Source organism: Massilia violaceinigra, assembly GCF_002752675.1.
GTDB classification, from domain to species: Bacteria; Pseudomonadota; Gammaproteobacteria; order Burkholderiales; family Burkholderiaceae_D; genus Telluria_A; species Telluria_A violaceinigra.
This window is the reverse complement of the sequence record NZ_CP024608.1, coordinates 6,632,823-6,655,453: the sequence shown is the minus strand read 5'-3', so window position 1 is coordinate 6,655,453 and position 22,631 is coordinate 6,632,823. Positions and strand designations below refer to the sequence as shown.

Below are 22,631 nucleotides of genomic sequence, written 5' to 3'. Positions count from 1 at the left end.
CGATCATCGGATGATCAGAAGCGCACGTTGAGCGACATATTGTACGCACGGCCCAGCTGGCTGAAATGCGAGCCATCGTAGGTCACGATCGGGTAGCGTCCGTTGAAGGTGATCAGGTTGACCTGGGTTTCACGCGGAGTCATGCCGGTCTTCGGATCCTTGGCCGTGCTGGTCAGGATGTCGTTCCCCTTGGCGGTGTTGTTGACCGGCTTCAGATCCCACTTCGGCAGGACGTCGAACATATTGTTGACGTTGAACGACAGGGTGGTGTTGTTCGTCAACTGGTAGTTGAGCGCGAAGTCGGTCACGGTGCGGGTCTTGAACTTGACCATCAGGTTGTCGTCCAGCCCCGCATTGCGGAACTGGGTCGGGCCGTACAGCGTGTTGTTGAGCGAGAAGTTCAACTTGCTGTAATCCAGATCGAGGCCGAGCACCGTCTTGTGCTTCGGACGCGAGGTGAACATCAGCGCTTCCTGGGTCGCGTCGAGCACCGACTGGCGCGCGGCGGCAATCGCCGGCGGGTTGTTGATCGCGCCGTCACGCTCGTTCTTCAGCGTGTAGTTACCCGACAGGTTCACCGCCAGCTTGCCGTCCAGGGCCGGGATATTCCTGCGGCTGACGACATAGTCGATGCCGGAAGTCTGGCTGTCGAGCGCATTGGCGAAGAAACTGAGCGAGACCACGCCGCCGGCGGCGAGGATCTTGTCCAGTTCCTGTGTCGAATCGCCCGTCGGCTTGATTTCCTTGCCCAGGATGATGCGGTCTTTCAGCGAGATATGGTAGTAGTCGAGCGTGACGCTGGTGTTGGCATCGGGCGTCAAGCCCAGGCCCAGCGTCACGTTTTTCGACTTTTCCGCTTTCAGCTGCGGCACGTTGAGCGCGCGCGCTTCGGGCGACATATTGTTGGTCAGGCCCGATACCTGGATGCCCGAACCGGGCACGAAGGCATACTGCTTCTTCTGGGTGTAGATCTGGTGCAGCGACGGCGCCCGGAAGCCGCTCGAGAGCGAGCCGCGCAGCGTGACCATGTCGCTGACCTTGTAGCGGGTGCTCAGCTTGCCGACGGTGGCGTTGCCGAAGTCGCTGTATTTTTCGTAGCGGCCGGTCAGGTCGATCAGCCACTGCTTGGTGATGTCGAACATGCTGCCGCCGTAAATGCCGTAGTTCTTGCGGTCGGCCGACAGGGCATTCTCCGGCATGTTGCCGGCATACGAATCGGCGCCGCCCGCGGTGTACGAAGCGAATTCGCCGGCGATGACGTCATATTTTTCCCTGCGCAGCTCGGTACCGGCATACACATTGATGGAATCGTTGACCTGCTTGGAGACGTCGGCATTGACCACGGTGTGGCGAAAGCGCGTGCCGCCGGCATCGAAACTGGTCGGCGAACGCGGGCCGGGGGTCTTGCCCGCGGCGATGGCGTCGAGACGCGCGTTTTCAATGCCGCGGTTGACCGAGTTGTGCACTTCATAGGCTTGCTTGTTGCCGCCGATGGTCAGGCTGACGTCGCCGTTCCAGTCGCCCACGGAAAACTTGGCGCCCAGGGTCGCGTTGTAGTCGTCGAGCTTGCCGATGAAGTCGGGCACATAGCCGACATACGGCTGGTCGGCCGCATGCAGCAGGCCGAAGTCGGTCGGACGCCAGTACGGCGTGCGGTAGTTGGCGAAGCTGTTGACCTGTTTCTTGACGTAGGCCGCGTTGCCGTAAATGCTGAACTCGTCGGTGATATCGAGACGGCTGTTGACCAGGAACTTGTTGGCCTTGGTTTCAGGCGAGCCGTTGATGTTGCCGGCGGTAGGGTACTTGGCCAGGAATGGCAGCACGTCCTTTTGCAGGTCGGCGCCGAAGTCGGCAGCGTCGCCGCGGCCGTCCACGATGCCCGAGCGTTCGGCCAGGCCGACTTTCGACACGTCGATCGTGTAGTTGACGAAGCCCTTGTCGGACAGGGGTATGCCATGGTTCAGGCTCAGCGCCCCCATCTTGCCGTCGCCCTCGTGGGTGACCCCGGCGCGCGCGGTCAGCGAGCCGCCTTGAGGATTATCTTTCAGGATGATGTTGACCACGCCCGAAATCGCGTCGGAGCCGTATTGGGCCGACGCGCCGTCGCGCAGCACTTCGATGCGCTTGATCGCGTCTTGCGGAATGGCGGAAATGTCGGAACCGCTTTCACCGCGGCCTGGGGAGGTCTGGGTGTAAATCAGCGCGCTCGAATTCTTGCGCTTGCCGTTAATCAGGATCAGTGAACGGCTCGGCCCCATGTTGCGGATCTCGTAAGGATCGAGCAGGGAAGTGGCGTCATTGACCGGGGTCTGCACGGTGTTAAACGAGGGCACGCGCATGCCAAGGGCCTTGTCCAGCGAGATCTGGCCAGTCTTGTTCAAGTCTTTGGTGTTGATGATGTCGACCGGGACGGGCGCATCGACGACGGTGCGCTGCGAACCGCGGCTACCGGTTGAGACAATCACGACTTTCTGAATTTCTTCCGCTGGGGCTGCGGCGGGGGCGGCAGTGTCGGGAGCGGGTGGTTGAGGCGGAGGGCTTTGCGCGACGGCGGCGCCAGTGGATAACAACATGACTGCAATTGGAAAAGTCTTTTTCATTAAAATCTCTCTTGGCGGATGCAGTTAGATCAAGAAAAGCTCAAGCTGTCGCCTCACCCTGAATGGGAAAACGGGTGAAAAACAGGCGACCTTTGCAGCCTTGTTGCGTGAGGTGGACTTTGTTTCAGATGTGCCTGCCGTGGCGTGATCTGCCTCGGATCCAGCGAAAAACGCGGACACCTCCCCATGTTCAATGTTTGTTTTGTGGAATATTAATTAACAACGATTGCCGCATCTAATCTATAGACAGAATGTAGGAATGTCCATGAAATTGGACTGTGGGGCAGGTGGAGTGAACAGAATACAACGAGGGTAGGGAGGCCGGCCTGTCAGCCGGAGAATGCAAGTTTCGCGAAAGGTAAACCGTATAAAGTATTTGTCCGATGCCGCCGGCGTCGGTGGCCGACGGGACATCGCGCCGTGGATGGCGCAACATCTCCGTCAGCTCAGGCAGCGATGGGCTTGGCCTTGCGCTTCCTGGGGCGGTGCAGCTTGATCCAGATGACCAGCCCGGTCACGAAGAACATCAGCGGCACCACGCCGAAGATGCTGATGAAGGTGCGTCCCGCGATGCCGAATGCTTCGCCGGTATGCAGCGGGAACATCCAGCTCAAGAATGTATCGCCGGCCGGGGCGCGCTGCGGGTCGACCGTGCGCAGCACGCTGGCGTCGCCGGCGTCGATCGACACGCGCGTGGCGCCGTCGCCGGCGCGCAGTTCGCTTGGTTGGCGCAGGCGGATTTCATAAGGCTGGCCGGGCTTGGCCGGCAGCGCCAGGCGCGATACGCGCGCGTTCGGAAACTGCGCCTGCGCCGCCGCCATCGCCGCCGATGGGGCAATCGGCGCCGCATCGGGCGCGCTAAGGTTGACCGGCTTGCCGGCCGGGGCCAGGGTGGCCACCGCGCCCACCACCGGCAGCACCCACTGCGGCATATTGAAATACACGCCCGATACCGCCAGCACCAGCAGCACCGGCGCGGCAAAGAAGCCGCCGGCGCGATGCAGCTGGAAGTTAAAGCGCGGCCAGTTGCCGCCATGGCGCACCGTCAGCGCGCCCTTGATGGCGGACGCCGTCATGCGCGGCCACCACAGCACGATGCCGGTGATCGAAAGCAGCAGCAGCGCCACGCCGGTGACCCCGATCACGGTCTTGCCGGTGTCGCCCGCCACCAGGTAGCGGTGAATGTGGAACAGGGTCGACATCAGTTGCGGGCGCGAGAAAGCGAAGCCGCCCCAGGTGCGCTCGCCGGTCACGGCCAGGGTGGCCGGGTCCAGCATCACCTGGCGCGACACGGCCACGTTCCAGGTCGATGCCTGCTGTTTCGGATCGCGGTACCACGCCACGAACACGTCGCCGGCACGTTCCGGGAACATCAGCTGGCTGGGGCGCCCGTACAGCGGATCGCGCTGCAGGCGCTCGGTGGCCGCCTGTACGGTGGCCGGCGCCACGCGCATGGCGGCGCCGCGCGCCATGCCGGGCGGCGGCGCGACCTGCAGCAGGGTGGGATTGAGCAGCACATCGAGTTCGTGCATCCACGCCAGCGCGCTGCCGGTCAGGCCGAGGACGACGAGGATGGTCCCGAAAATCAGTCCGGCCCACAGGTGGACAAAGCGGATGGCGGGTTTCATGGGAAGGAACAATCGAGGGCAGGACACATCGTATTTAATGCTTCTTGAATAATTGAATGGGAATCGTTATCATTCACATTGTACTCCGAATGTCAACACATCTGTCCCACCATCAAGGATTTTCCCCGTATGACCACACTGACGCCCCTTTCCCGCGCGGTTGCGCTGGCCTGCCTGCTCATGGCGAACACCGACGCGCTGGCCCAGCAAGGCGCCGGCGCCGAGGCCGCATCCTCCAGCACGGTGGTGGTCACGGCCACGCGCGGCGCCAAGGCCGTGGACAAGATTCCGGGCGCGATTTCTGTCATCGGCCAGCAGGAACTGGCATCGCAATACCTGATCGCCGACGACCCCTCGCAAGCGCTGGCGACCTACGTGCCGGGCTACGCGCCGAGTCGGCAGAAAATGACCTCGACCGGCGAATCGCTGCGCGGACGCCAGCCGCTGATCCTGCTCGACGGCATACCGCAATCGAACCCGCTGCGCGCCGGCTCGCGCGAGGGCTATTTTGCCGACAGCGCCATCATCGAGCGCATCGAAGTGATCAACGGCGCCTCCGCCATGCAGGGCATGGGCGCGACCGGCGGCATCATCAACTACATCACCAAGACCGCGCGCGCCGACGGCACCACGCACGGCCTGAACGTGCGCGCATCAAGCCAGCTGCGCTCCGATAACCTGGACTGGAAAACCGGCTACAGCGTCACCCACAAGGATGGCGGCTTCGACCTGCTCGGCTACGTCGGCCTGCAGCGGCGCGGCATGGGCTACGACGGCGACGGGCGCCGCCTCGGCATCGACAACGTCCAGGGCGACACCCTCGACAGCCGCGGCGACGACCTGTTCCTCAAGATCGGCCAGCGCTTCGGTGCCCAGCGCATGCAATTGAGCCTGAACCGCTTCAACCTGCGCGGCGAGGGCGACTACAGGAACGAGCCGGGCGTGGTGGCCGCCGGGGTGACCACGACATCGCTGCCGGGCCGGGCGCCGGGCGAGCCGCCGCGTAACAAGGTGCGCAGCGCCAGCCTCGATTACCGCCACGATGAACTGTTCGGCGGCGCCTTCAGCGCACAGCTGTTCAGCCACGATTTCGAAGCGTTGTACGGCGCCACGCCGGTGGCGACCTTCCAGGATGTGCGCCTGGCGCCGGTCGGCACCCTGTGGGACCAGTCGCAGATCGTGGCCGACAAGCGCGGCGCGCGCATGACCTGGGTGCGTCCCGACATGCTGGCCGATGGGCTGGAAATGACGGTCGGCCTGGATATCCTGCACGACAATACCCTGCAGCGCCTGGCCGCCACCAACCGCACCTGGGTGCCGCAGCTGCAATTCAAATCGACGGCGCCGTTCGCGCAGCTCGAATATGAAATCGGCCCGGTGACGCTGCGCGGCGGCGTGCGCCATGAGCAGGCCAGGCTCACGGTCGACACCTACACCACTCTGGCGGCCTACGGCAACCGGCTGGTGGAGGGCGGCGAGACCGAGTTCTCGAAGTCGATCAGGAATATCGGCGCGGTGTGGCGCTTCGCACCGCGCTGGTCGGCCTTCGTGGCCAGTTCCGAAGGCTTCGGCCTGCCCGACGTGGGCCTGGTGCTGCGTGGCGTGAACACCAACGGCAAGTCGGTGGCGACCCTGATCGACCTGAAACCCATCATCACGCGCAACAACGAAGTCGGCGTCAACTGGCGCGGCGCCGATGGGCAGGTGGGCCTGTCGCGCTACGATTCGCGCTCGAAGCTGGGCAGCGTGCTGCGCGTGAATGCGGCCGGCATCGGCTCGGTCGAGCGGGTGCCGACGGTGGTCAAGGGCTGGGAAGTGTCGGGCGACTGGCGGCCGGTGAAGACGGTGTCGGTGTTCGGCAGCTACGCCGTCACCGACGGCAAAACGGCGGCCAGCCAGGGCGCGCCGCTCGACCTGGCGCTGTCGGCGCGCTCGCAGGGTCCGGACAAGGGTGTGCTCGGGGCGAACTGGCAGTTCGCGCCCAAGGCCCAGCTGCGCGTGCAGGCGAGCCACCTGCGCGACCGCGACATCAACATCGGACGCAAGGTCGGCACCAGCAACCTGGAAGAGCATTTCAAGGGCTACACCCTGGCCGACATGGCCGTGACGTTCGAGAGCGCGTACGGGCGCATCGGGGTCAGCGTGGAAAATGTGCTCGACAAGCAGTATGTCGGCTACTACTCGCAATCGGCGGCGGCGCTCGACGCGACCGGGACGTTCGCGGGCCGCGGACGCACCCTGGCGCTCAGCTGGAACCGCACCTGGTAACGCTGCGCGTCGCTTGGTGCTGCCGGCACCGGCGACGCGCTGTGCCGGCTATTTTTTGAACTGGGCGACGGCCGCGCGGCCCACGGCCGGATCGTCGGTGAAGAAGCCGTCGATGCCGGCGTTCAGGTAGGCCGTGATTTCGGCCACGGCGTCACCGCGCTCGCTCGGCGAGGCCACGTTCCCGCGCCGCATGGTCGGCGGCAGGAACGGGTTTTCCGGACGCAGGGTCCAGGTGTGCACTTTCAGTCCGGCGGCGTGGGCGTCGGCCACGAAGCTGGTCGGCGCGCCCAGTTCATTGGCGGCGGTGCGCGCGATGATCACTTCCTTGTAGGGCGAGACGGCGTCGGCATAGGTGGCGATCTCTTTCAGGCCGGCCGGCGTGGTCAGGTCCTTGTAGGTTTTTTTGCTGCCGGCGGCGACAAAGTCGTAGGGCGCATTGCGCGGCGCGCCATTGGCCGCCGGCGGGTTGGCCGGATTGTCGATCAGCTGCACGATGCGCATGTCGGTCAGCTTGCGCAATTCCTTCAGGTTGGCCACTTCAAACGATTGCAGGTACACCGCGGCGTCCTTGCCGCGATAGCCATTGGCCACCAGCAGGTCGACCAGGCGCTTTTCGAGCGGCAGGCCGATGTTCTTGAAGTAGGTCGGATGCTTGGTCTCGGGGTAGATGCCGATGGTCTTCTTGCGCGCCTGGCTTTCCTTCTTCACCAGGTCGACCACTTCCTGCAAGGTCGGCACCTCGAACTGGCCGTCGAACGCGGTATTGGCCGGGCGGTTGGCGGGAATGCGCTCTTTGGCGCGCAGGGTTTTCAGTTCGGCCAGGGTGAAGTCTTCCGTGAACCAGCCGCTGACGGGAATGCCGTCGATGGTCTTGGTGGCCTTGCGGCTGGCGAACTGCGGCAGCGCCGCGACGTTCGTCGTGCCCGAGATTTCGTTTTCGTGGCGTGCCACCAGCACCCCATCCCTGGTCGCCACCAGGTCCGGTTCGACCATGTCGGCGCCGTCTTCAATCGCCTTCTGGTACGACGCCAAGGTGTGTTCCGGACGCAGGGCCGAGGCGCCGCGGTGCGCGGTCACGGTCGGCTGCGGCGGCCAGCTGGCGCCGGGATTTTGCAGCTCGGGGGTGTCGTCGCCGCCGCAAGCGGTCATCAAGGCCGCAACGCTGGCGGCGCACATCAGGGACAGGGTGGTACGGGACGCTTGGTACATCGCAATGGACTCCGGTGTGGTGGGAACAAGTGTTGAAACTGCAAAAACGCAGAGCGTAGCAAGCTTGCATGACCGTACGATGACGGCGAGCGTGGCGGATTTCGGCTTTTCTTTGCGCTTGAGCAAATTCTTCATGGATATCTGCTGTGACAATCGGTGTTGCCTGCGCCGTTTCTGGGGTAGGGCCTTTTCACTGGAGATGCCTGATGACAATTCGTCCGATCCTGCTGGCTGTTGCGCTCGCTGTTCACCTGGCCGGCGCCGCCGCACCGCCATTGATGAACGGTCCCGTGACGCCGACACCGAACGCCGCCGCGCTGGTCGGCCAGCTGGCCGCGCAGCGGGCCCGGCACGGGCTGGATGCCGACCACCATTTCCTGCTCGCTTCCCGGCATCCAGGCTTGCAGGGTAGCACGGTGGTGCGCGCCCACCATACGTACAAGGGCGTACGCGTGTTCGGTTCGGAATCGGTGCTGGTGGCCGATGGCGCCGGCAAGATCGTGCGCGAATCGGTCTCGGCGCGGCGCGTCCACCTCGGGCGCGGCAGCGCCAACCAGCTCGGAGCGGCCACGGCCGAATTCGATGTGAAGCCGGCGCTGACGGCGGCCGAGGCCATCGCCGTGGTGCTGCGCTCGGTGCGCGCCGGTGCCGTGGCCGAGACGCCGCCGGCGGCCGAACTGATCGTCTTTCCGCTGGTCCGTAGCGAGCGCCTGCCGGCCGCGCTGGGCAAGACCGACGACGCCCTCAACGCGCTCGACATGGCCGACGTGGTGACCGGTTATGAGCTGGCCTGGCTGGTCGGCACGCGCCTGCGCGCCGGCCCGCTGCCGGTCTACCACGACACCATCGTCAGCGCCCGCAACGGGCGCATCCTGGCGCAGTGGAGCATGCTGCAAAGCGCCGCCGGCACCGGCAAGAGCCAGTACAGCGGCGAGGTGCCGCTCAGCACCAGCGAGGGCGGCGCCGGCTTTCGCATGATCGATCCGCTGCGCGCCAAGGGCGGCAAGTTCGGCGGGCTGGCCGTGACCAACGCCAATCACGGCAGCAGCGCCGGGGAGGTGTTCACCAACAGCAGCAATGCCTGGGGCGACGGCAAGCAGTACATCGCCGGCGGCAGCACCACCGACGCCAACGGCCAGACCGCGGCGGTCAACGCCATGTGGGGGCTGGCCAGCACCTACGACATGCTCAGGAACGCGCTGGGCTGGCATTCGCTGGACGGGCAGGACACCGCCACCTACATTGCCGCCCACGTGAACACGGCCTACGACAACGCCTACTACAGCGATACCTGCAAATGCATGTTCATCGGCGACGGCTCGACCTTCAACAGCCTGGGCGCGCTCGACGTGGTGGGCCACGAAATGGGCCATGGCGTGACCGACGCCACCTCGCGCCTGGTGTACGCGGGCGAGTCGGGCGGCTTGAACGAATCGTCGTCCGACATCACCGGCGAAGTGGTGGAAGCCTACGCGCGCGCCGGCGCCGGCGGCACGCTGATTCCCGCCGGCGGCAACGACTGGATGATCGGCAAGGAGATCAGCAAGACCGGCACGCCCTTGCGCTACATGATTCGCCCGAGCAAGGATGGCACCAGTCCGGATGCCTGGTCGTCCAGGCTCAGGCGCCTGGACGTGCATTACAGCAGCGGCCCGAACAACCGCATGTTTTATTTCCTGGCACAGGGCTCGCACGCCGACCCCGCCAGCGAGGCCCACAGCACCTACCTCACCGCCACGCCGCGGGCGATGAGCGGCATCGGCCTCGACAAGGCGTACCGCATCTGGTTCAACGCGGCCACCACGCGCTTTACCTCAATTACCGACTACAAGGATGCGCGCGCCAAGGTGCTGGCCGCCGCCGAGGAACTGTATGGCAAGAACAGCAAGGAGGCGGTGGCCGTGCAGCGCGCCTACGCGGCAGTGAATGTGGGGAGCGATATCAACGAACAGTTGCCTTAATCCAAAATTTCGGGGTGATGTGTGTACGGTCGGAACTATTTTGTGGGCAACATAATGTGCGTGAGGAAATCGGGATTAGAATCGACGCACGCGTCCAGGCAGCCTGGCGCGTCTGTTCATCGTTCTGGAGTCCCTCATGCCCGTTACACCGCGTCTGTTGCAGCTCGGTCTGCTGTCCGTTTTCCTGATCCCGGCCGCTGCACAGGCCGCGCCTTTATATTCCGTCAAGAATCTGGGCAGCCTCGGCGGCGACAGCGGCGACGTGCGCGCCATCAACAACAGCGGCTCGGTGGTCGGTTACTCGCTCAACAGCAACAACATCAGCAGCGCCTACGTCTCGCGCGGCGGCGCCATGCAAAGCCTGAGTCCCGACAAGTCGACGCGCAGCTTTGCCAGCGGCATCAACGACGCCGGGGTGGCGGCCGGCCAGGTGCTGACCGGCAGCGGCGAATCGCGCGCGGTCACTTTTAGCGGGGGCAAGATCGACACCCTCGGCACCCTGGGCGGCAGCAACAGCGCCGCCAAGGGCATCAACAATGCCGGCCAGGTCGGCGGCAGCGCCGACCGCGCCGACGGCACCCAGGCGGCATTTCGCTACACGCCGGGCGGCCAGATGCGCGACCTCGGCACCCTGGGCGGCGACAGCAGCCTCGGCACGGACATCAATGACAGCGGGGTGGTGGTGGGGCGCTCGGAACTGGCCAACGGCCAGTATCACGCCTTTCGCGCCGACGACAGCGGCATGCGCGACCTCGGCACCCTGGGCGGCAACTACAGCGAAGCGAACCGGATCAACGACCGTGGCGCGGTGGTGGGGTTTTCCTATCTGGCGGGCGACGCCAACGCGCATGCCTTCATGTACGACAATGGCGTGATGACCGACCTGAACACCCTGGGCGGCGCCAACAGCGTCAGTTACGGGATCAACAATGCGGGCCATGCGGTGGGCAGTTCCGACATCGCCGGCGGCATGGCCGTGCACGCCTTCCTGTACGCGGATGGCACGATGCTCGATTTGAATTCGCTGGTGGGGCCGGGCTTCGGGTGGACGCTCAACTACGCGGCCGATATCAACGACCTGGGGCAGATCACGGCGCACGGTTGCAATACGACCGGCCTGTGCCGCGGTTTCCTGCTCACGCCGGACGATGGCGTGGCCAAGGTGTCCGAACCGGGCACGCCGGCCATCCTGGCGCTCGGAGCAGGCATGATGCTGCTCGGCATGCGGCGCGCACGGCGCGTGCGCGCCCTGCGCCAGAACTGATTACTCGCCCAGCAATGGGAATGGGTTGATAGGCGTGCCTTTCCACCATTTCTTTTCGGCGGTCAGTTCGACCACGGCAAAGTGCAGGTGGGGTGCGTTCGGGTCCGAATTGCCGGTCACGCCGACATAGCCGACCAGATCGCCCCGCTTGAGTTCCATGCCTTCCTTCACGCCCTCGGCGTAACGGTCCAGGTGCGCGTAGTAATACGCGTATTTTTCGCTCGGATCGAACTGGTACACCGTCAGGCCGCCCGGCTTGCTGTTGAACAGCTTGACCAGTTTGCCGTCGCTGACCGCCAGCACCTTGGTACCCTTGGGCGCCATGATGTCCAACGCTTCATGGTGACGGTCGGCGCCGCGCGGCTGGTCGAAATTGTCGCGCAGGCTGGACAGCTTGATGCCCTCGACCGGCACCATCAGCTTGCCGCTGGCCGGCACGGCGGCCGGGTTGGCGCCATTCGCGGCGGGCGCGGCGATCTCGCTGGCGGCCGGACGCAGCGGCAAATCGAGTTCGGTCAGGTCGGTGCTTACCACCGGGGCGCCGGGCAGGTCGGAGACCGGCAAGGACACGCCGCTCGGGGGCGTTGCAGCGGCTGCGGCCGGCGCCGGCGCCGGCACCGCAGGCGCCACCACGACCACCTCGGCCGGCTTGGGCACCGCGCGCAAGTAGCCGAACAGGGAGCCTGCGCCGAGCAGCAAGCCTGCCAGGAAAGTAAGAAGCCATTTCATAAAATTATCCTTTTTCGTTGTGAAGGGTGTGCCGAGCAATTTTTCTCTTGCTTCATTCCTGCAGCAGCACTTCGGTGCCGTAGCCGACCGACTCGGTCAGCGTGGCCACATCCCAGTTGGTCAGGCGGATGCAACCGTGCGACTGGGTCTTGCCGATCGAGGCCGGCACCGGGGTGCCGTGGATGCCGTAATGGTCTTTCGACAGATCGACCCAGGCCACGCCCACCGGGTTGTTGGGGCCGGCCGGCAGCTTGGCTTTCTTGTCGCCCGGGCTGGCATCCCAGAACAGTTTCGGGTTGTAGTGGTAGACCGGCTGGCGTGCCACGCCGTTCACCTTCCAGGTGCCGATCGGCAGCGGATCGTGCGAGCTGCCGGTCGATGCCGGGAACTGGGCCAGGACCTTGCCCTCGGCGTCGAGCAGGGTCAGCGAGCGGTCCGAGCGGTCCACCACGATCTTGGCCGCTTTCGGCAGCGGCTCGGTGTCGAGCACGTTCGGCACGACGATGGTCTCGCCGGCGCGGCCGAGATCCTTGCCTGGATTGAGGCGCGCCAGCAGGGCCGGGCTGACATGGAATTTTTCACCCAGCGCTTCGGCCGCGCTGCCGTAGCCGAGCGAGGTCAGCTTGGCTTTCTCGGCCATGCTCTCGGGAATGGCTTGGAACGGACCGGCCACATCGGCGTCGCTCAGGGTGTGGCTGAGCAGGGCGTCGGCGGTGTCGGCGTTCAGCGCGGTCCAGGTCGCTTCGTCAAGCGTGCCGGATGGTTCGAGGCCAGCTTTCTTCTGGAAGCCGGCCAGCGCCAGGCGCATGTTGGAGCCGGACGCGGCATCGATCTCGCCGCTCGAAAAACGCGCGCGGTCGAGCAGGACCTGGGCGCGCAGCAGGGCCGGCGCCGCCAGCTTGCCCGCTTTCGCGCCCTTGGCCGGCTTGGCTGGCTTGGCGGCCGGGTCAGGCGTCTTGCCCGCCGCATTGACAGCCTCGATCGTCAGGGTGGACGGCGCGCTGGCGGCCATGGCGGTTGGAATGGTGGCCGCGCCTGCAAACATGGCGGCGATCAGGCAAAGCGAAGATGGTTTCAATTAAAGCCCCTTGGGAATCGGATAGCTTAGATTAGTTCCGGTCGGATATATAGTCTGTGCGGCACCGTACTAAGGCCTGGAAGGGCAGGCGGGCCGGGTAAAATGCGCGCATGGACAGTTATCTGATTACCGTGCAGCCGGCCGGCTGGCGCTTCGAGGCGGGCGCAGGGCGCGCGCTGCTGCTGGCGGCCGAGGACGCCGGCATCGTGCTGCCCAGTTCCTGCCGCAACGGCACCTGCCGCACCTGCCTGTGCCGGGTGGCGGCGGGCGAGGTGGCTTACCTGATCGACTGGCCGGGCCTGAGCGCGGACGAACGACGCGCCGGCGAGACCTTGCCGTGCGTGGCGGTGGCGCGCGCCGACCTGGTTCTGTGGGCGCCGGCGGCGCGCCGCGTCACGCCATAAGTGCGCGCGCACGCGCCGGCCCCGCCAAGGCCGGGCGCGCGGGCTTGTCGTTGCCCAGCTTGAAAATGCTGACCACGCGTGCCAGCGTGGCCGCCTGTTCCTGCATCGAGCCCGCCGCTGCGGCCGCCTGTTCGACCAGCGCCGCATTTTGCTGGGTCACTTCATCCATCTGGCTGATCGCGATGTTCACCTGCTCGATGCCGGCGGTCTGCTCCATGCTGGCCGAGGCGATGCCGGACATGATGCCGGTCACGCGCGTGATCGAGTGCACGATCTCGGCCATCGTCACGCCGGCCTGGTCGACCAGCTTGCCGCCCGCGTCGACCTTGTCGACCGAATCGTTGATGAGGGTCTTGATTTCCCTGGCGGCCGCCGCCGAGCGCTGCGCCAGGTTGCGCACCTCGCTGGCCACCACCGCAAAGCCGCGCCCCTGCTCGCCGGCGCGCGCCGCTTCCACGGCCGCGTTGAGCGCCAGGATATTGGTCTGGAAAGCGATGCCGTCGATGACGCCGATAATATCGACGATCTTGCGCGAGGAATCGTTGATCGATGCCATGGTGTGGACCACCTCGGCCACCACCGCGCCGCCGCGTCCGGCCACTTCGGAAGCGGCCACCGCCAGCACATTGGCCTGGCGCGCGTTGTCGGCGTTCTGCTTGACGGTGCTGGTGAGCTCTTCCATCGCGGACGCGGTCTGTTCCAGCGAACTGGCCTGCTGCTCGGTGCGCGAGGACAGGTCCAGGTTGCCGGCCGCGATCTGGCCGGATGCGGTCGCGATGGTATCGGTGCCGCTGCGCACCTGGGCCACGATTCCGACCAGCGCGGCGCGCATGGTTTCCATCGCGTACAGCAGGCTGCGGTTGTCGCCGGAGCGGGTTTGAATCACGGTCGACAATTCGCCTGCGGCGATGGCGTCGGCCACCTGCACCGCGTAACCCGGCTCGCCGCCCAGCTGGCGCGTCAGGCGGCGCGTGATGAGCCACCCCAGGCCCGCGCCGAGCGCCAGGCTGCCGATGGTCAGCGCCAGCATCAGGGTGCGGCTGCTTTCGTAGCGATCATGGGATGCGGTGGCCGCTTCGGAAGAGGTTTTCTCCTTGCGTTTGGCCAGCGCCGCGAGGTGGCCGTCGGCAAGATTGCCCATCGCTGACACGGTTCCGGTCGCAAACCGGGCGGCGGCGCGTTGTCCCTCGGGGGTGCGGTCCTGCGCCAGGGTCATCAACTGCGCCAGCAGCGCCTCGTATTGGGCGACGCTGCTGTCGACATCGGCCAGGATTCTCTTGCTGGTGACGGTCTTGAAGCGCGTGCGCGACTGGTCCAGGTTGTCGTGCAGCTGGCGCCGCGACTGCTCGACCTGCGCCATGGACAGGCGCACGGCCTGCGGCGTGTCGGCCAGGAGCACCCCGCGCGCGGCGCGCCCCATGCCGATCAGGTCGATGTTGGCTTGCTTGGTATACGAAAGGCCCAGCAATTCCCTGTCGTACGCCAGCTCGGCCTGCTCGTTCATGGTGGCCATGTTGAAGATGCCGATGGCGGCCACCGCGCTTCCCAGCAGCGCTATGATCAGAAAGGAACCGAGCAGGCGCGTGCCTACCTTCATGTTGTTGAGCATGGATGTCTCCGTGAAAACGTATGGGGGGTCAGACTGTTGCGCAAGGGCGCGGCACTCCGCCGCGATGGGGCAGGCTGCTATTGCAGTGAGGACAGCGGATCGGGCTTCCGTGAGTACACGCTACGCCAAGTTCGCCATCTTGATAACCGATATTCGTCCGCGTGCGCACTTTTTTGCGAGAACTTCACGAAAATTTCAATGCAGCAACATTATCCGGGCTGCGTGAAGATCTGTTGGCTCATGTTTCCCCCTCCGGCGCCGCGCCGGCCGCCAGCGCAACGGTCGGTGGCCGCATGGCTGCTGCGCGCGCGGCCGCCTGGGGCAGCGGTACGGCCGCGCGCGCGGCCTGCTCGTTGCCCAGCTTGAAGATACTGACCACGTGCGCCAGGTGAGCCGCCTGCTCCTGCATCGATCCGGCCGCCGCGGCCGCCTGTTCGACCAGCGCCGCGTTTTGCCGGGTCACTTCATGCATCTGGCTGATTGCCATGTTCACCTGCTCGATGCCGGCGCTCTGCTCCACACCGGCCGGCGCGATGCCGGACATGAGGCCGGTCACGCGCGTGATCGATTCCACGATGTCGGCCATGGTCACGCCAGCGTGGTCGACCAGCTTGCCGCAGGCATCGAGCTGGCCGACCGAATCGTCGATCAGGGTCTTGATTTCCCTGGCGGCCGCCGCCGAGCGCTGCGCCAGGTTGCGCACCTCGCTGGCCACCATCGCAAAGCCGCGCCCCTGTTCGCCGGCCTCTGCCGCTTCCACGGTCGCGTTGAGCGCCAGGATATTGGTCTGGAAAGCGATGCCGTCGATGACGCCGATGATATCGGCGATCGTGCGCGAGGAATCGTTGATCGAGGCCAAGGTGTGCGCCACTGAGCCGCCGCGCCCGGCCACCTCGGCCGCGCTCGCCGCCGGCACATCGGTTTCGCGCATATTGTCGGCGTTCCGCATGACGCTGCCGGTGAGCTCTTCCATCGAGGACGCCGCCGGTTCCGGTGCGCTGGCCTGCTGCCCGGTGCGCGCGGACTGGCCCAGGCTGCCGGCCGCGCCCTGGCCGGATGCGGCGGCAACGGTGCCGGTGCCGCTGCGTACCTGGGCTGCGATCCTCTCCAGCGCGGCGCGCATGGTTTCCATCGCGTGCAGCAGGCTGTCGTTGTCGCCGGGGCGGGGCCGGATCACGCTCGGCAATTCACCCGCGGCCATCGCGCCGCCCACCTGCACCGGGCAGGCCGGCTCGGCCCCCAGCTGGCGCGTCAGGCCGCGCGTGATCCACAAACCCAGCCCCACGCCCGCGCCCAGGCTGCCGAGCGCCAGGGCCAGCGTCAGCGCCTGGCTGCCCTGGCCGTGCCGGCTCGATGGGGCGGCCATCACGGCGGATTTTTTCTCGTTCGGGCGGGCCAGCGCGGAAAGCTGGTCGTCGACGCTGTTGGCCTTGGCCGCCAGCGGGCCGGGCGCAAGTTCGGCCGCTGCGGCCTTGCCCTCGGGCGTGAAAGCCAGCGCCTGTTTCAGCAAGTCCGGCAGCCTGGCCGCGTAGCCGGCCAAGCCACGGTCGACCTCGGCCCGCAGCTTTTTACCTATCTCAAGCGTGTAGCGCGGGCGCGCCTTGTCGAGCTGGCCGCTCAAGCGGCGCACCTGCTCGGGCGTCGCGGCAAGGAGCGCGCCGGCCCGTCCGATATGGATCAGGTGGATGTGCGCTTGCTTGGCGTGGGAGCGCCGGGCCAGTGTCTGATCGTCGGTGCGCCCGGCCTGCCCGATCATGTCCGCTTTGTGGACGATGCCGGCAGCGGCCACGATGGCGCCCACGATGGCGACGGTCAGGAAAGCGGCCAGCAGGCGCGTGCCTGGCTTCGGATTGTCGAGCATGCGGTTCTCCGTATAACGTCTGGACGTGGTCGGGCGATGGCGGGCGCGCTGCTGGTTCTGCTGGTTGATGCTGGTCGTGCCGGGACAGCGCGGATCGGGCTGCCCTGAGTGACACGCTACGCGAAGCGTATGTAACTGTTAATCGCTTTTCGTCGGTGACTGCGGTTTCCGACACAGTCTGGCGTCGCCCGGCAACGTCTGCCGCCTGGGCGCGCCAGGTTATCTGCTCCTGCCGAGGGCGGTTTCGATCAAGGGCAGGATCAGTTTCCACGCTGGCGAGCTGGCCGCGATTTCATCGTAGTGGCTGGCGCCGGGCAGGATCAGCACCTCGGCGCGGTCGCCGGCGGCGCGTGCCCGCGCCGCGTAATCGTGGGCCGCGCGCGGCGGCGAGATGGTGTCGAGTTCGCCCGTGACGAGCAGCGTGCGGCTGCCGTTGGGCATGAGCTCGGCGGCGTTGGTGTCGGCGAAGATATCGGGCCGGCTGGCGCTCGGCGTGCCGGCCAGTTGCGCCAGGTCGCGCCCGCAGCTGGTCTTGATCAGCGCCTGCTCGTGGCGCAGGTCGGCCAGGCCGCCCAGGCTGATCACCTCGCGCACCGGCAAGGGGCTGGGCTGGAACAGCGGACTGCTGGCGGGAATCCGGCTGCGTCCCGCGATCCACTGCACCAGCTGGCCGCCGGCCGAATGGCCGACCGCGACGATGCGGCTGGTGTCGAGCTGGTGGGCGGGCGCTTCGGCGGCCAGCTTGTCGAGCGCGGCGTTCATGTCCAGGTAGGTGCCGGGATAGCCGCCGCCTTCCTCGTCGACGCGGCGGTATTCCACGTTCCACACGGCGATGCCGCGCGCGGCCAGGGCCCCGGCCACATTGTGCATCTGGCTGATGCCGCCGTACTCCACCGTCCAGCAGCCGCCGTGCACCAGCACCACCACCGGAAACGGCCCGGGGCCGGCCGGGCGGAACAGTTCGGCGAACTGCGAGGGCGCGCTGCCGTAGGCGATTTTGGCGGTCGGCGGCGGGCCGCTCAAGGCCAGGTAGTCGGCCAGGGTCATCGGCGCAGCGAGGGCGCCGCCGGAGGCGAGCACGGCGGGCACCAGAAGGGCGGGAACCAGGGACGGCAGGGCAGTCTTCATCGTGGGCGGGCGGGAGCGGAGGGAAGCGCCACTATACCGGGTCCGGCACGCGCCGGGGAGGGGGCGGCGCACGATTGGCGCGCCGGCGCCATGCCGGCGGCCTTCCATGCTAGGCTGCGAACAACAATGAGGATGATATGCAAATCACAACGGACGAATACAAGGGTTTTACCATCGTGGTCACGCCGGTCAAGGATTGCGGCGACCAGTGGGATTTCGAATACCGCATCACCAAGACCGGGCAGGGCGGGCAGGATACCGATCCCGCGCCAGCGCTCACGCGCAGCCAGACGGCCGGCGGCCACGCCACCCCGGAAGTGGCTTGCCTTGCCGGCGTGGAGGTAGCACGGATCGAAGTCGACAACCTGCTGGCCATGGCGCGCGAGCGCGAGCCCGAGCGCTGATCCGGCGCGTGCCGGGGCAGGGGTCAGGCCAGCAGATCGCGCTGGGCCGCCAGGTGCGGGCCGTCGTTGCTGGCGCGGCCCACGTCCTTGGCGACCGGGTGCCAGTCGAAGGCGTCCGGGGCGAGCGCCACCGAGCGTGCCAGCTGTTCGGCTTGCTGGGCGGACAGGTCCGGGTCGAGCCACAGGGCCGCGTCCTCGGCGCTGAAGACGATGGGGCGGCGGTCGTGCACATCGACCATGCCGCCCTCGGCATCGGCGGTGACGATCACGAAGCCCGACTCGGCCGCCTGCTCGCGCTCGCTGCCGCAGGCGCCGATGGCCGCCATGAAGAGCGGCTCGCGCGTCTTGAGGTGGATGTGCCAGGGCTGCTTTTTGCCCTTTTCGCCGGTCCATTCGTACCAGCCGTCCGCCGGCACGATGGCGCGGCCGGCCTTGAGCAGGGGCGTCCAGTAACGGTTGGTGAGTTTTTCGAGGCGCGCATTGATGGCGATCGGCAGCTTGTCCGCGGCCCACGAGGCGCGGTAGCCCCAGAAGGCATCCTCGACGACGAGCTGGTCGCCGACGACGCGCACCAGCGGGCGCCAGGTGCCGGGTGGCGCGTTGTAGCTGGGTGCGGCCTGGCTGGCAACCCGCGGTTCGGCGCCGCGCCAGTGCATCGCCGCGACGTATTCAATGGCGGTATGGTTTTGATCGAGACGTCCGCACATGCGCTATAACCTTTTTGCTGAGGTGGTGGTGATCCCGGGGGGCGTCCGGAAGGATCAACGATACCGCAAAAGGCAGGTTTGCCGCGCGCGCGCAGGGCGTTCATCGCCCCGGACAGCGCGGTGTTGACAGTCGCATTACCACTTGAGGAAAGGCATTCCATGACCAGCAACGAGAACCCATCCGCAGCGCCGCGGCGCGCCCATTCGACCCCCGATCCGGACGGCGTGCCGCCCACCGATCCGAAACCGAGCCCGCTTCCGGACGACGTGCCGCCGCCGGTCAACGCGCCGGTCGAAGAGCCGGTCATGCCGGTGCCGCCGATCAAGGCGTAACGGGCACGCATCGGCACGCGCCGGCGTGCCCGGACCAGCCGGGACGGATACTTACTGGCCCTTGGGCGGGACCGGATCGAGCTGGTCGAGCTGTTCGCTTGGCTCATCGCGTTCGAGCGACGCGTCATGTTCGCGCTTGTCGCGGTTCTCTCCACCATCGAACTGGTTGGCGGCGGCCGAAGCGCCATTGTCGTTATCGGCATCGTTCTGGTCCGATGGCGGCAGGGGGGGGATCTGGCGGATGATGGCCTCGGTTTCGATTTGCGAAGGCGGTTTTTCGCCGCTGCCGATGTCGGCCTCGTCGACAAGCGATTTGGCGTCGGCCGGGTCGGGAAAAGATTTGGTGGCGTGCATGGGATTCTCCAATCGGTAAGGAGGTGCCGCACTGGCGCGGCGCTCTCGCAACGATGCTAACATTGCAAGGGATCGGCTGGCGCGCGGTAGGCCGTGGCGGCAGGTCGCCGACAGTGTTGCTCTCAGCCTACATTTGTTATTATTTGTGCTCCTCATCACAACCGGAATGGCATCTGCTTTCTATAATTCATCCATCAACCGTTGTTTTGTTCCAGGAGAACATGATGGGCAATTCCTTACACAACAAGATCTACCTTGGCCGCTCTTCGGTACTGCGTTCGCGCCCGATGCAGGTGGTGCTGCTGGTCAGCGCATTGATCAGTATTGGCGTTGTCTGGTTCCTGTTCCGCACAGTAAAGTAACTGTTGTCAGCGAATGCAGGTTGCCGCGGGCAGCCTGCGCGGTTACCATGGGGGCCGAAAATTGGCCACATGGAAAGCAGCAATGAAGAACGAGAAATTGACCACAGACGAATACGACGCGCTCGGGCACATCCTGGGCGGGGCGAAGCATGACCGCTTCAACGCCTGCGTCGGGCGCAACGCCAAGCGTCTGGCGGGCCTGAAGATGATCCAGTACAGCAAGGACGGCAAGCTGGCGCTGACGGACAAGGGGCAGCAGGTCCTGTTCCTGCGCCGCTGCATCGCCGGCCTGCGCGCGCTGCTGGCCGACCCGGCGGCGGTGGTTGACGCCGACGTGCTGGTCTTCCTCGGCAAAAAATCGCACATCGCCCCGCTCGAAGCGGGCGGCCACGGCGTGACCGACAAAGGCCGCGAATCGCTGGCCGACATCGACGCCCAGGACAAATAAGTCCCCCGCCTCTCACTTCAGCGACGACCGCCGCCACACACCGGGGTCAGAGCTCTGACTAGCAACATTTAACATTCTTTCCTAACCGGGGTCAGACCTCGGTTAGGAAATGTGTCTGCCCTCAAGCGGCTCGTCCACGCATCGTGACACCCGAATTACCATCATCCTCCCGCATGAAATTGCTGCCGGGACGTCGACGCATCCGCCTGCTCGGATAAGTGTTATAAGTGTTTCCTAATCGAGGTCTGACCCTAATGCCGTTAACTTAAGCTCCGTCATTCCCGCGCAGGCGGGAATCCAGGTTCGTCGAGCCGCCTGTGACTGCGCTACGGAATTGGATTCCCGCCTGTGAAGTGACCCAAGAAAGTTGGACGGTGTTTTGATTAAATCAAAGCGAATGCTGGGTTCGGTATTGCACCGGGCTCAGTCCGTTCAGCTTCATCTTGATACGGCAGTGATTATAGTAGTCAATGTACTCGGCCAGACCTTTTTTCAACTCGTCGACGCTACTAAATTTGTTCAGGTGGTAATACTCCGTCTTCAGCACTGCGAAGAAGCTCTCCATGGCTGCGTTGTCGAGGCAGTTGCCTTTGCGAGACATGCTCTGCACGATGCCTTTCTGCGCCAGCATGTGCTGGTAGGCCGGCATGCGATACTGCCATCCCTGATCTGAATGGACGATCGGTTTATCGTCGGCACGCAACTTCCGGAAGGCTTTTTTGAGCATGCCTGTCACCAGTCCGAGTACCGGACGCGTGTCCATTTCATACGCTACAATTTCCCCGTTGAACAGGTCCATCACGGGTGATAGATACACTTTCTGACCAGCGACTTTCATCTCGGTGACGTCGGTTGCCCACTTCTGATTCACCCCCTCTGCGTTGAAATCGCGCAGCAAGATGTTCGGCGCAGTCTTGCCCACTTCCCCCTTGTACGACTTGTATTTCTTGATGCGTACCAGCGATGTCAGCTTCATTGCCTGCATGCAGCGCTGGACGGTATTGGCGCATGCGCGATGGCCTGCCTTGCGCAGCACGTCAGCGATACGCCGATAGCCCATACGCCCCTTGTGTGCCTGATAGGTCGTCTCGATACCCTGCTTCAAGTGCGCATGCTTGTCGCCGTCTTGCGCAACCTTCTTTTGATAGTAAAACGTACTACGTTTCAGACCGGTAAGCGCAAGCAACTGCGCAATGGGAAATTGCAGCCTTAACTCGTGGACTATGTGCGCTTTTTGCGCATTGCCGCAGCCTGTTCGGCCGCTTGAGCTAAGGCTCTCCGCTTTTTTAGAACGGCGACCTCCATCCGTAACTGGTTCAGTTCCACCAGCAACTCTTCACGGCTACGTGTGGCATCACTATGCACGCTGGCAGGTGCAACTTGCTTGGGTAAATCAGCCATGCGCTTGGGTCTTCCTCTGGGTTTGCGGATCAGTGGCACTATACCGCCATCACGAAAATCGCGCTCCCAAACCCCGACGTAGCCCTGCGCGCGAATATTGAACCTGGCCGCCGTTTCCACATACGATAATTTGTTCGCCCACATGTACCGCAAAACCTCAAGCTTCTCATCGGCGCTGTACTGAACAGACTTCCTCGGTTCAAGGCCAGCTTTGCCGTGATAGCGGTGGAACAGTACCCAACGGCGTACTTGGCCGTAGCTAACGTTGTTGATGCGGCCTACTTCCTTATAGCCCATCAAGCCACGTACATATTGCTTAGCGATTTTTAGCTTGAATGCCGTCGTATGCTTCGTCATCGACTTCCCCCAAAAAGTAGAAACGGTGTCCAACTTTTTTGGGTCAGTTCACTGCGCGGGAATGACGGTTTTGAAGTTTGCGGTCGGAAAACGGCTTAACTTAACGGCATTAAGGTCTGACCCCGGTTAAGGAATAGTGGTTCGATTTGGATCGACATCGCGCGTGGATTTAACAATGTTTCGAGTCAGAGCTCTGACCCCGGTTGTAAGAGCTCTGACCCCGGTTGTAAGAGCTTTGACGCTGGATGCAGGTGTCTTTGATCGGCGGTGCAGGCGGAGGAGGGAGCGAGACAGGCGCTACGGCTCGTCGCGGCGCGGGCCTTTGTAGATCAGCGTGCGGATCGCCACTTCCGGCGGCACGTTCATTGCCGCCAGGTATTCGGCCGCTTGCTGCACGCCCAGCGTCGGCATCGCGGCGATGGCCTGGTTGACCACATCGCGCGTGCGGAAATCGGTGCGCGGACTGCTCGCTTCGCTACCGTGCGCATCGGCTCGCTGGCGCTGGAATTCTTCACTCATGTGTGTC

20 protein-coding genes are annotated in these 22,631 nt (G+C 65.0%); 8 read left to right on the top strand and 12 right to left on the bottom strand.

Annotation, left to right across the window (positions count from 1 at the left end; all coding sequences use genetic code 11):
• Positions 1–14 precede the first annotated feature (14 nt).
• Both CR152_RS28700 and CR152_RS28695 read right to left on the bottom strand, forming a co-directional pair.
• The gene (locus CR152_RS28700; protein ID WP_229413682.1) at positions 15–2,465 is read right to left on the bottom strand and encodes a TonB-dependent receptor plug domain-containing protein; all 2,451 of its coding nucleotides are present in this window, start codon (positions 2,463–2,465) and stop codon (positions 15–17) included.
• A 581-nt stretch (positions 2,466–3,046) separates the two neighbouring features.
• Positions 3,047–4,228, bottom strand: a complete 1,182-nt coding sequence (locus tag CR152_RS28695) for a PepSY-associated TM helix domain-containing protein (RefSeq protein ID WP_099880692.1) — start codon at positions 4,226–4,228, stop codon at positions 3,047–3,049.
• Between the two features lie 129 nt (positions 4,229–4,357).
• Here CR152_RS28695 and CR152_RS28690 point away from each other — a divergent pair, with 129 nt between their 5' ends.
• On the top strand, positions 4,358–6,496 hold the full coding sequence (locus tag CR152_RS28690) for a TonB-dependent receptor (protein WP_229413680.1): 2,139 nt from the start codon (positions 4,358–4,360) through the stop codon (positions 6,494–6,496).
• 48 nt (positions 6,497–6,544) lie between these two features.
• On the opposite strand, the gene CR152_RS28685 is transcribed toward CR152_RS28690, so the two are convergent.
• Positions 6,545–7,705 (bottom strand): glycerophosphodiester phosphodiesterase, encoded by a 1,161-nt coding sequence (locus tag CR152_RS28685; RefSeq protein ID WP_099880690.1) that lies wholly within the window; start codon positions 7,703–7,705, stop codon positions 6,545–6,547.
• Positions 7,706–7,911: 206 nt separating this feature from the next.
• Here CR152_RS28685 and CR152_RS28680 point away from each other — a divergent pair, with 206 nt between their 5' ends.
• Positions 7,912–9,666 carry a M4 family metallopeptidase gene (locus CR152_RS28680; protein WP_099880689.1) on the top strand — a complete coding sequence of 585 codons (1,755 nt, stop codon included), beginning with the start codon at positions 7,912–7,914 and terminating at the stop codon, positions 9,664–9,666.
• Between the two features lie 136 nt (positions 9,667–9,802).
• On the top strand, positions 9,803–10,930 hold the full coding sequence (locus CR152_RS28675; protein ID WP_099880688.1) for an HAF repeat-containing protein: 1,128 nt from the start codon (positions 9,803–9,805) through the stop codon (positions 10,928–10,930).
• Here the strand turns inward: CR152_RS28675 and CR152_RS28670 are convergent, their stop codons facing one another.
• Together CR152_RS28670 and CR152_RS28665 are read right to left on the bottom strand one after the other, a co-directional pair.
• On the bottom strand, positions 10,931–11,659 hold the full coding sequence (locus tag CR152_RS28670) for a M23 family metallopeptidase (protein WP_099880687.1): 729 nt from the start codon (positions 11,657–11,659) through the stop codon (positions 10,931–10,933).
• Between the two features lie 52 nt (positions 11,660–11,711).
• Positions 11,712–12,737 (bottom strand): L,D-transpeptidase family protein, encoded by a 1,026-nt coding sequence (locus CR152_RS28665; RefSeq protein ID WP_229413678.1) that lies wholly within the window; start codon positions 12,735–12,737, stop codon positions 11,712–11,714.
• A gap of 110 nt (positions 12,738–12,847) precedes the next feature.
• Here CR152_RS28665 and CR152_RS28660 point away from each other — a divergent pair, with 110 nt between their 5' ends.
• Positions 12,848–13,141 carry a 2Fe-2S iron-sulfur cluster-binding protein gene (locus CR152_RS28660; RefSeq protein ID WP_099880685.1) on the top strand — a complete coding sequence of 98 codons (294 nt, stop codon included), beginning with the start codon at positions 12,848–12,850 and terminating at the stop codon, positions 13,139–13,141.
• On the opposite strand, the gene CR152_RS34910 is transcribed toward CR152_RS28660, so the two are convergent.
• The 3 genes from CR152_RS34910 to CR152_RS28645 all read right to left on the bottom strand — a co-directional run bounded on the left by CR152_RS34910 (position 13,131) and on the right by CR152_RS28645 (position 17,739).
• Positions 13,131–14,750: a methyl-accepting chemotaxis protein gene (locus tag CR152_RS34910; protein ID WP_099880683.1), complete on the bottom strand. Its 1,620-nt coding sequence runs from the start codon at positions 14,748–14,750 to the stop codon at positions 13,131–13,133. The two genes, CR152_RS28660 and CR152_RS34910, sit on opposite strands and share 11 nt — an antisense overlap.
• A 238-nt stretch (positions 14,751–14,988) precedes the next feature.
• On the bottom strand, positions 14,989–16,611 hold the full coding sequence (locus CR152_RS34905; RefSeq protein ID WP_099880681.1) for a methyl-accepting chemotaxis protein: 1,623 nt from the start codon (positions 16,609–16,611) through the stop codon (positions 14,989–14,991).
• 219 nt (positions 16,612–16,830) lie between these two features.
• Positions 16,831–17,739: an alpha/beta hydrolase family protein gene (locus CR152_RS28645; protein WP_229413677.1), complete on the bottom strand. Its 909-nt coding sequence runs from the start codon at positions 17,737–17,739 to the stop codon at positions 16,831–16,833.
• A gap of 137 nt (positions 17,740–17,876) precedes the next feature.
• On the opposite strand from CR152_RS28645, the gene CR152_RS28640 reads away from it, so the two are divergent.
• The gene (locus tag CR152_RS28640; RefSeq protein WP_099880680.1) at positions 17,877–18,143 is read left to right on the top strand and encodes a hypothetical protein; all 267 of its coding nucleotides are present in this window, start codon (positions 17,877–17,879) and stop codon (positions 18,141–18,143) included.
• Between the two features lie 23 nt (positions 18,144–18,166).
• Here CR152_RS28640 and CR152_RS28635 read toward each other — a convergent pair whose 3' ends face one another.
• Complete coding sequence (locus CR152_RS28635; protein ID WP_099880679.1) at positions 18,167–18,850, bottom strand: SOS response-associated peptidase family protein; 684 nt, start codon at positions 18,848–18,850, stop codon at positions 18,167–18,169.
• A 159-nt stretch (positions 18,851–19,009) separates the two neighbouring features.
• On the opposite strand from CR152_RS28635, the gene CR152_RS33705 reads away from it, so the two are divergent.
• Positions 19,010–19,183, top strand: coding sequence for a hypothetical protein (locus tag CR152_RS33705; RefSeq protein WP_167399968.1), 174 nt, complete (start codon positions 19,010–19,012; stop codon positions 19,181–19,183).
• Positions 19,184–19,234: 51 nt separating this feature from the next.
• On the opposite strand, the gene CR152_RS28630 is transcribed toward CR152_RS33705, so the two are convergent.
• Positions 19,235–19,537, bottom strand: a complete 303-nt coding sequence (locus CR152_RS28630; protein WP_099880677.1) for a hypothetical protein — start codon at positions 19,535–19,537, stop codon at positions 19,235–19,237.
• A 221-nt stretch (positions 19,538–19,758) separates the two neighbouring features.
• Between CR152_RS28630 and CR152_RS33700 the strand changes: the two genes are divergently transcribed.
• Both CR152_RS33700 and CR152_RS28625 read left to right on the top strand, forming a co-directional pair.
• On the top strand, positions 19,759–19,899 hold the full coding sequence (locus CR152_RS33700) for a hypothetical protein (protein WP_208640325.1): 141 nt from the start codon (positions 19,759–19,761) through the stop codon (positions 19,897–19,899).
• 82 nt (positions 19,900–19,981) lie between these two features.
• On the top strand, positions 19,982–20,347 hold the full coding sequence (locus tag CR152_RS28625; RefSeq protein WP_099880676.1) for a hypothetical protein: 366 nt from the start codon (positions 19,982–19,984) through the stop codon (positions 20,345–20,347).
• A 388-nt stretch (positions 20,348–20,735) separates the two neighbouring features.
• Here the strand turns inward: CR152_RS28625 and CR152_RS28620 are convergent.
• A protein-coding gene (locus tag CR152_RS28620) for an IS3 family transposase (protein ID WP_099881933.1) occupies positions 20,736–22,105 on the bottom strand; the annotation gives its coding sequence in 2 pieces (ribosomal slippage) (positions 20,736–21,584 and positions 21,587–22,105; 1,368 coding nt in all).
• A 297-nt stretch (positions 22,106–22,402) separates the two neighbouring features.
• Positions 22,403–22,624, bottom strand: a complete 222-nt coding sequence (locus CR152_RS28615; RefSeq protein ID WP_099880674.1) for a hypothetical protein — start codon at positions 22,622–22,624, stop codon at positions 22,403–22,405.
• Positions 22,625–22,631 lie beyond the last annotated feature (7 nt).

Coding starts and splice junctions, on each gene's coding strand:
- CR152_RS28695 (WP_099880692.1), bottom strand. CDS start 4,228: ATGAAACCCGCCATCCGCTTTGTCCACCTGTGGGCCGGACTGATTTTC.
- CR152_RS28690 (WP_229413680.1), top strand. CDS start 4,358: ATGACCACACTGACGCCCCTTTCCCGCGCGGTTGCGCTGGCCTGCCTG.
- CR152_RS28685 (WP_099880690.1), bottom strand. CDS start 7,705: ATGTACCAAGCGTCCCGTACCACCCTGTCCCTGATGTGCGCCGCCAGC.
- CR152_RS28680 (WP_099880689.1), top strand. CDS start 7,912: ATGACAATTCGTCCGATCCTGCTGGCTGTTGCGCTCGCTGTTCACCTG.
- CR152_RS28675 (WP_099880688.1), top strand. CDS start 9,803: ATGCCCGTTACACCGCGTCTGTTGCAGCTCGGTCTGCTGTCCGTTTTC.
- CR152_RS28670 (WP_099880687.1), bottom strand. CDS start 11,659: ATGAAATGGCTTCTTACTTTCCTGGCAGGCTTGCTGCTCGGCGCAGGC.
- CR152_RS28660 (WP_099880685.1), top strand. CDS start 12,848: ATGGACAGTTATCTGATTACCGTGCAGCCGGCCGGCTGGCGCTTCGAG.
- CR152_RS34910 (WP_099880683.1), bottom strand. CDS start 14,750: ATGCTCAACAACATGAAGGTAGGCACGCGCCTGCTCGGTTCCTTTCTG.
- CR152_RS34905 (WP_099880681.1), bottom strand. CDS start 16,611: ATGCTCGACAATCCGAAGCCAGGCACGCGCCTGCTGGCCGCTTTCCTG.
- CR152_RS28645 (WP_229413677.1), bottom strand. CDS start 17,739: ATGAAGACTGCCCTGCCGTCCCTGGTTCCCGCCCTTCTGGTGCCCGCC.
- CR152_RS28640 (WP_099880680.1), top strand. CDS start 17,877: ATGCAAATCACAACGGACGAATACAAGGGTTTTACCATCGTGGTCACG.
- CR152_RS28635 (WP_099880679.1), bottom strand. CDS start 18,850: ATGTGCGGACGTCTCGATCAAAACCATACCGCCATTGAATACGTCGCG.
- CR152_RS33705 (WP_167399968.1), top strand. CDS start 19,010: ATGACCAGCAACGAGAACCCATCCGCAGCGCCGCGGCGCGCCCATTCG.
- CR152_RS28630 (WP_099880677.1), bottom strand. CDS start 19,537: ATGCACGCCACCAAATCTTTTCCCGACCCGGCCGACGCCAAATCGCTT.
- CR152_RS33700 (WP_208640325.1), top strand. CDS start 19,759: ATGATGGGCAATTCCTTACACAACAAGATCTACCTTGGCCGCTCTTCG.
- CR152_RS28625 (WP_099880676.1), top strand. CDS start 19,982: ATGAAGAACGAGAAATTGACCACAGACGAATACGACGCGCTCGGGCAC.
- CR152_RS28615 (WP_099880674.1), bottom strand. CDS start 22,624: ATGAGTGAAGAATTCCAGCGCCAGCGAGCCGATGCGCACGGTAGCGAA.